This window comes from Thermobacillus sp., assembly GCF_003390775.1.
Lineage (GTDB): Bacteria > Bacillota > Bacilli > Paenibacillales > Paenibacillaceae > Thermobacillus > Thermobacillus xylanilyticus.
Window position 1 is genome coordinate 201,304 of the sequence record NZ_QEWA01000033.1, and the last position, 7,758, is coordinate 209,061.

Sequence of the window (7,758 nt, forward strand, 5' to 3'; positions counted from 1 at the left end):
GCCCGAACCTGCTGCTCACCGGCGATCGACAGCGCCGGCTTCGCCAGGAGATCGGTATTGCAGCGCGATCAGCGTCAGAAAGTAGCTGACGACCGACAACACGAAGGTGAACCCGGCAATGACCGTCATATCGTCTTCCAACACCGACGGCAGCCACGGATAGATGCCGACGCCGTAATCCATCGTATCGTTCAGCAGCATCCATCCGAGAGCGAGCAGCGCCGCCATCCTGCCGAACCGCATGAACCGCGCATAGAGCAGCCCTTCGACGGCCATCGCTGCATGCGATGCGATGAGCATCCAGTTCTGCCAGTCGAGCGGATCACCCTGCAACCCTTGCGCGGCGTTCATGACGACCGCCCAGACGCCGTATTTCACCAGCGTCAGGACGGCAAGCGCTTCCACCGCGATTCGGAAGATCCGGTAAAATCCGCTTTCCCTTTCCGGACGCATCAGGATGAGCACCAGCCAGATCGTGAAGAACAGGCTTGCCGTCGGACTGTCCGGGACGAACACGATGCGCCAGAGCGGATGAGACCCAAGTGTCCAGCGCAGCTGCTCCCCGTACCAGACATAGCCATACGCCGTGCCGAGCGCGTTGCAGATGAAGAGCAGCCAGAGCAGCCGGCGGTCGAGCAGGAACGCCCGGCTTGTGAACCATGTGAGCGACATGTTCGGCCCTCCTTGTCCGGCCATTCGGACGCAATATAAAACCTGACCGCCGGATGGCGATCAGGTTCGCTGATTCTTCCGCAACCTGAAGCCTCTGATCGGCCGCGGCATTCAGATTGCTGTCTTATTCCGCTTTCTTCTGTTTCGCCAGCCACTCTGCGATCTGATCGATCTCTTCAGCGCTGAGTTGGCCGCCGAACGCGGGCATCATGGTGCCTTTGCCGTTCGTCACGATCTCGGCCAGCTCTTCCTTCGAATACTTGTCGCCCACGCCGGCCAGAGGCGGAATCGAGCTTTGACCCTGGTAGTCCGTGCCGTGACAGGAGAGGCAGTTCTGCTGAATGACCGACGTGATTGGATCGTTCGCGTCGACGATGGCGATCTTCTTGTCCTCGCGTTTGACGGGATTCGGACGTTCTTCCCCGCGCTCAGCCGCGAGGCGCGCTTCCTCTTCGCGCTTGATATGCTCCGGCACGATGCCGTTCACTTCAAGCTGATGCTGATAGTGATCCCATGCCACATAAGTCAGGTAGACGCAGGAAATCAGCGACAGGAACATCAGCGCCGAAGCGATCGGGCGGCGGTAGAAGCGGCGCTCCTTGCCCCGGTCGAGGAACGGCGCGCACAGCAGGGCGCCGAACATGATGAGCGGGACGCCGACCGTTCCGAGCACGACGTAATCGCCGGACACATACGGATACTTCAGGAACTGGTACAAGAACAGGAAATACCAGTCCGGCATCGGTATGAACGACGTATTGGTCGGGTCCGCCGGATAACCGAGCGGCGCCGGATGGGAAATCGTCAGGACGAGGAACCCGACCAGCACGACGACGCCGACCATCCATTCTTTCAGCAGGAAGTTCGGAATGAACGCTTCCGACTTGCCTGGGAACGCCGAATAATCGGGCGGTATGTTCGGCATTCTCCCGGACTTGCGGACCCGGGAGTCGCCGACGTATACCACTTTCTCCTGGCTGTCCTTGGAGTTATGGGCCATCGGTGAAAACTCCCTTCAATTATAGTGGTCCGGAGATGCCTTGTCTGCGGATCATGATGAAGTGAGCCGCCAGCAATGCGAGCAGCGCGCCGGGCAGGAAGAAGACGTGGATCGCGAAGAAACGCGTCAGCGTCTGCGCTCCGACGACATCGCCGCCTTGCAGCAGTTCCGCAATGTACGGTCCGATGTACGGAACCGATTCCGCAATCTGGATGCCGACCTTCGTCGCGAAGTAAGCCTTGTTGTCCCACGGCAGCAGGTAGCCGGTGAATCCGAGGCCGAGCATGACGAAGAAGATGAGCATGCCGACAACCCAGTTCATTTCGCGCGGCGCCTTGTATGCGCCAGTGAAGAAGACGCGGAGCGTATGCAGGAACATCATGACGATGACCAGGCTCGCGCCCCAGTGGTGCATGCCGCGCACGATCGCGCCGAACGCAACTTTATGCTGCAGATAGTCGACGCTCGCGTAAGCGTTGATGATATCCGGCACATAGTACATCGTCAGGAACATGCCGGACAGAATCTGGATGACCGTAATGAAAAACGTCAGACCGCCGAAACAATATACGAAGGCGGAGAAGTGATGCGCCGGGTTGACATGTTCGGGGACCTCGTGATCCGCGACGTCTCTCCACATCGGCGTGATGTCCAGACGCTCGTCAATCCAGTTGTAGATTGCTTTAAACATCGGATATTACGCCTCCCAATCAGACTCGCGAGTTCGGTTTGACCGGTCCGAGGTACACCCAGCCATCTCTCACTTCCACTTCGTATTCGTCAAGCGGCGCCGGAGCCACTCTCAGGTTCTTGCCGTCAATCGAATACTTCGCCTCGTGGCACGGGCAGAAATATTGATTGTCGTTCTGGCTGTTCCAGTTGACCGTGCACCCGAGATGCTTGCAAACCGGCGACAACGCGAAAATGGCGCCGTTCTGGTCGCGCGCGATCCATGCGGAACGCTCGGGATCGCTCTCGTACCAACCGTCAACCTGGTGGATCTGGTACTTGAATTCCTTCGGTTCACTCGTAATCGCGCTTTCTTCGGCAACTTTGACGAACGTGCCGCCCGTATTCTTCTGAAGAATCGGGTCGACCGCAAAGCGGATCATCGGCAGCACGACACCGCCTGCCATGAATGCGCCCGCACCGCCGAGCGTATACGACAAAAATTGGCGCCGGGACATCGTTTTTCTCATCACGGACGAGTGTGACTGCTCATGCTGCTCGTGGTTGCTCATCTCCTGCTCTACCCCCTTTGCCAATCGTTATGCGGGTCTTGTCATGCCGACAACTACCATGACGAACCAAACCATAACTAATAATATCCCAGGCCCTATTGAGCGTCAAGAACGCGGAAATGAAAATGAAACAGCGCCTAAAATCGTTCTGAATTTTGTTGAAGATTTGTCACAATTGCCGCATCCCAGCACATTTTTCCCTTGCCCCGGACATTCTATTCAGCGCTGCGGTCAGACTCTTCCCGCCTGTTCCGCCACATCGCCTGGACGGCTTCCGACACAGCCCGCGCTGCCGGCAGCGACCCGTCCGGCTCCGGGACGATCCACAGATCAACCGAAGGCAAGTCCGACTGATAGGAACGGTTCAACGAGACGATGATGACGTGTCGAAAACCGCCAGCCTTGAGACCGGAGGCAACCCGTTCGATCGTCTGCGCCCCTTCCGCCGCATAGTGCAGCGCGGGATAGGTGACGGTCCGGCCCTTGAACGGCATTTCGACGAGGTCGAGCAGATCGCGCAGCCGCGTCAAAGCCGCCTCCGCTTCATCCGGCGATTCGCTGCCCGTCAGGCCGGTGACCGGCAGGATACCGGTGTCGAAATAAAGCTGCAATTCCGCCCATCGTTCGCCGCTGAATTCACTGAATTTCATGAGCTTCATGATCCTCCGATTTCAGACAGGTTGTTCTTCCCGGACATCTTACCATATCCCGCAGCCGGCCGAAAACCGACAGCAGCAAAAAAACCCGCCCCCTGGCCAAGGGGCGGGCCATCGTTCAGATCGTTCGCAGCTCCTCCGCAAGCCTGCGGAATCCGTCCACATCGCCGTTGTCCAGCGCTTTGTCGATCTCGGCGTAAATTCTTTCCTTGCGATAGATGCGCAGCGCTTCGTCCAGCACCATTTCCGCAGCCAGCGAAAGCATCGCCTCATAAGATTTCATTCTGTCCACAGGACACACCTCCTGGAATAGCGGTGATCGTTCCACCGGATGTCTGTCCTTCCTGCCGACGTCTTACTCAAGCATATTCATGAGCGGCCGCCCTGTAGCGGACGAATGTCCCCGTGCCGGCTGAATGTACCGTTACCCATCCGGCTATCAGCCGGACAGAATCGGTTCGAAGTCCCGGGTTCCGGAACCGCCTATCACCTGCCGGCCGGCTCTCGTCAGCCTGAGCACTGTGCGGCCGTTCTCGTCTTCCCCGATTCTGAGCAATCCCAGATGCACCATCATCGCGAAAATGCGCTTGTCGAGCACGGACGCCGGATCATCGTAGTAGAACGGCCGGACAAAAGGCTGAAGCGCGCCGCGCAGCGAGTCTGCCGTCACCCAGCGGTCCGCCAGCCGCTCGATGAGCCGGACGATCGCGGGCAGATTCGGAATCGCCGCGCGGTAGAGCCGGACCCAGAACCGGTACAGTTCCTCGGGCTCTTCGATTGCGCGGCTCGCCAGTCTGCTTGCGCCGGCTTCGGTCAGCCGAAGCTGGCCGTCTCTCTCCGACAGATACCCTTTGTAGTGGCAGTAATCGTACAGAAAGGCCAGCCGGTCCGGATAGTCTTTGAACCGTCTGCCATAGCCGAAACGCCAGCTCCCCCGGGCCGGCGGTTCTTCACGGACGGCCAGCGCTTCGAGCAGCTGGAGCAGATTCCGCTTGTACATCACGCCGTCCTGGGTCAGCGGCACCACGTGGCGCGCGGCATAATCCAGCAAGACGAGCACGTCGTCCGCCATGAGCTCCTGCTCGTCACGATACGCGAGCGGCTCCCCCGCATAGACAAGCCGCCTGGCCAGACGCTCCGCCAGCACATCGCGGAACCGCTCCTTCAAATCTTCCGGTACGCGAAACAGATAACGGTTCGTGCCGTTCGTGCCGTTGAACAACCAACCGTATTGTTTGAATCGCGAGATCGTCTCGCGCAATCCGGATGCGGATGAGCCGCCGCCTTGCGCGGGTTCGTCCTTTGGCGCCGCCGATTTCCGCTTCCGCTTCGTCCGCCTTTCCGGGGGTGGGACGATCGGATCGAATTCGAGCCGCACGGCCGCCACCTCCTCGGGCGAACCCGGTTTGGCCTCCGCATCGAACCGGCTGCTGCGCACGCGCGCGAGCAATTCTTCCAGGCTGAACGCATCGCGGTCATCGAAGAGCAGCGAGTGGAGAAACCGTTCGTCCTCGAGGGACAGCCCGTCGAGCAGCGCCTCAAACCGATTCTTCTCCAGGGCGGCAGCCATAATCGTCTGCATCAGCTCATGCTTCGAATGCCCGTCGCATTCCAGGCGGTACATTTCCGCGATCCGCATCAGCTGCGCGATGTCCGCATAGCCCAACATTTCGGCCAGCAGCATGCCATCCCCTCCGTTCCTTGGATCTATTCCCATTATGGGAAGAACGAAAAAAAATAAAACGTGATGCAAGCCGCCCGCCATTACCGTGATTTTGCGGGATATTCGCCCGAACGCGCAAAAAAAAAAAAGAGCCGCCCCGAACTTGCTCCGGGTCAGCTCCGTGTTTCCAACGTATCCAGATGTTTCGAACAGTTGTGCAGAAGAACCCGCCAGTCCGAGCCGGCCGATTCAAGGATGGAAAGCGACATGTTGCCGATGCGCCGATCTTCCAGATCGCTGCATAATGCCCGGAGCAAAACGGCGAGGATGCTGCCGTGGGACACGACCAGCAGCCGGATTTCCGGGCTGCGGGCCTGCCAGTCGGCTATGAACGCCAGCCCGCGCTTCTGAACGCTGTCATCGCTTTCCTGTCCGACGTCCCGGGAACGCCAATCCGCTCCCCAACGCCGAAGCCGCTCCTCTTCGGTCGTTCCCTCGGCGAGCCCGAAGGATCGTTCCCTTATTCTCGGGTCGGGCGGCAGAAGCGGAATGCCGAGCGCATCAGCCAATATGCGCGCTGTCTCCCTTGCGCGCTTGAGATCGCTCGAGACGACCGCATCCCATACCCGATCTTCCGCCTTCAGCCGGGCCGCAAGCGCACGCGCTTGCCGGATGCCCGCTTCGTTCAGCGAAATATCGGTCTGGCCCTGAATGCGGCCGACGGCATTCCATTCCGTCTCGCCATGCCGAATGAGTCCGATGATCAACGACATACCTCCCGATAAGCGATCGCAGTCAATGCCTCGTGCGCGTGAACCAGTTGATCGTCAGCAGCGTCATGATCATGCCGAGAATCGACAGCGCGATCCAGTACTGCGGATAAGTCGGCACGACAGTCAGCACGACCGGACCGCTGATGCTTGCAACGGGCACATCCTGATAGAACTCGATGCTGATCGGTTCTGCGCCGTCCACCGAGCTGATCGTATCGATCATCCCTGTAAGCCTGGCAATTTGCGCATCGGCTGCATCCTTCTCGGGAGCACCGATCGCCATATAGATGAAGGCGCTGACGAACATGGCGAAGCAGCAAGCCATCGCAGCCGCCACGCCGCGGCGGAACGATTCGGACCAACGGTACGTCCGGTCCTTGACCGGCAGCAGCCAGAAGTCTTCCTGGTATATCCGCTCCATGACGGCGCGGTTGATGCGTTCATCCGGATCCTGTTCAGCGTCCGCAATCTGCAGCCGGCGGAGCATCGATTCGCTCTCTTCCCAGATCCGGAATTCTTCCGCGCAGCTGTCGCAATCCGCAAGATGGGCCTCAAATCTCAAACGGTCCGGATCGTCTTCCGGCAGGTCCCAGACGAGACCGAACCATTGCTGCGCTTGCTCGCAATTCATCGTGCTTTCATCTCCTCGTATTCCACGTAAGACGAATCAAAATACGGCTCCAGCTGCGATTTCACACTGGCCCGGGCGCGGAACAACAGCGATTTGACCGCGCTGACGGACTGTCCGAGAATCGTTGCAATCTCCTGATAGTCCAGCTGGTCGTACTCGCGCAAGATCAGCGCCGAACGCTGTTTCTCCGGCAATCGGTTGATCGCTTCGCGTACGAGGTTCATCCGCTCTCGCTGCAGCAGGCGCTGTTCCGGCGCCGCCTCAGGCGGCGCAAGCGGCACGACGCCGGATTCGTCGAGCGAGACATTGCCGCCTCTCTGCTTGCGCAGTTCGCTCAGCACCGTATTGCGTGCGATCGTATAGAGCCAGGTGGAGAACGATGCGTCGCCTTCGCGGAAGGAATGCAGACTGCGATATGCTTTGTAGAACGTCTCCGAGCACAGATCCTCAGCCATCAGGTCGAGCCCCGCGCCTTTCAGCATATGGTAGATGAAGGCCAGTATTTTGCGTTGATAACGCCGCATCAATTCCGAATATGCCTGGACGTTGCCGTCCTTGATTTCACGGATCAATTGGGAGTCGGTCATGGGCTGTGCCCCTCCTTGGGCTGCGGTGATCGCCCTCCCGGATCCGTCACTACATTGTACCGATCCGGAAGGCAAAAGTTGCGCCGCCCGGCCGCATCATTTCGCCAGGCTTTTGTAATATGGCGATTTCCCGCCGGCCGATGTCCGCGCCTCCGGCGCAGGAAGCACTCGGCCTTGACTACATCAATTCGAGTCGGAATGGTGAAATCCCTGCATTATGTAACGGGCCGCACGAGGCCACCAGTATTTTACAGAGCACATACAGACATTGTATCACAGAATTGTGATTTGGGGAGTTCAAGTTTTTTCCGGCCGCAGCATGACGCAATGTTGACGCAATGTTATAGACGATTGAAACAAGCGATTGGTGGCATAGATGAGGATTTTTTAAACGACAGATTGTAATATGACAGATAAAAATAAAGGAGCCCATGGATGGATTCGTGTAAAATGGAAGTCACCACAACACCCATTCGTACAGGAGGATCCATTCATGAGCTACTCCCATCTTAGCATAATTGAGCGCGGACAAATA

The 7,758-nt window shown here is 58.5% G+C and carries 10 protein-coding genes; all 10 read right to left on the reverse strand.

Annotated features, from left to right (window positions below):
• Positions 1 to 15: 15 nt before the first annotated feature.
• Positions 16 to 672 (reverse strand): DUF1405 domain-containing protein, encoded by a 657-nt coding sequence (locus C6W55_RS07050; protein WP_015254710.1) that lies wholly within the window; start codon positions 670 to 672, stop codon positions 16 to 18.
• Between the two features lie 124 nt (positions 673 to 796).
• Positions 797 to 1,672: a menaquinol-cytochrome c reductase cytochrome b/c subunit gene (locus C6W55_RS07055; RefSeq protein ID WP_286892071.1), complete on the reverse strand. Its 876-nt coding sequence runs from the start codon at positions 1,670 to 1,672 to the stop codon at positions 797 to 799.
• Between the two features lie 19 nt (positions 1,673 to 1,691).
• Positions 1,692 to 2,363, reverse strand: coding sequence for a menaquinol-cytochrome c reductase cytochrome b subunit (gene qcrB / locus C6W55_RS07060; protein ID WP_015254712.1), 672 nt, complete (start codon positions 2,361 to 2,363; stop codon positions 1,692 to 1,694).
• A 19-nt stretch (positions 2,364 to 2,382) separates the two neighbouring features.
• Entirely contained in the window at positions 2,383 to 2,913 is a 531-nt protein-coding gene (locus C6W55_RS07065; RefSeq protein WP_286892072.1) for a Rieske (2Fe-2S) protein, read from the reverse strand.
• A 215-nt stretch (positions 2,914 to 3,128) separates the two neighbouring features.
• Positions 3,129 to 3,563: a DUF2487 family protein gene (locus C6W55_RS07070; protein WP_286892073.1), complete on the reverse strand. Its 435-nt coding sequence runs from the start codon at positions 3,561 to 3,563 to the stop codon at positions 3,129 to 3,131.
• A 124-nt stretch (positions 3,564 to 3,687) separates the two neighbouring features.
• Positions 3,688 to 3,861: an IDEAL domain-containing protein gene (locus tag C6W55_RS07075; protein WP_015254715.1), complete on the reverse strand. Its 174-nt coding sequence runs from the start codon at positions 3,859 to 3,861 to the stop codon at positions 3,688 to 3,690.
• 147 nt (positions 3,862 to 4,008) lie between these two features.
• Entirely contained in the window at positions 4,009 to 5,253 is a 1,245-nt protein-coding gene (locus C6W55_RS07080) for a hypothetical protein (protein WP_286892075.1), read from the reverse strand.
• Positions 5,254 to 5,405: 152 nt separating this feature from the next.
• On the reverse strand, positions 5,406 to 5,999 hold the full coding sequence (locus tag C6W55_RS07085) for a histidine phosphatase family protein (protein WP_015254717.1): 594 nt from the start codon (positions 5,997 to 5,999) through the stop codon (positions 5,406 to 5,408).
• A 28-nt stretch (positions 6,000 to 6,027) separates the two neighbouring features.
• Entirely contained in the window at positions 6,028 to 6,636 is a 609-nt protein-coding gene (locus tag C6W55_RS07090; RefSeq protein WP_015254718.1) for an anti-sigma factor family protein, read from the reverse strand.
• Positions 6,633 to 7,223, reverse strand: coding sequence for an RNA polymerase sigma factor (locus tag C6W55_RS07095; protein ID WP_213484579.1), 591 nt, complete (start codon positions 7,221 to 7,223; stop codon positions 6,633 to 6,635). The genes C6W55_RS07090 and C6W55_RS07095 overlap by 4 nt, the downstream gene beginning before the upstream one ends.
• Positions 7,224 to 7,758 lie beyond the last annotated feature (535 nt).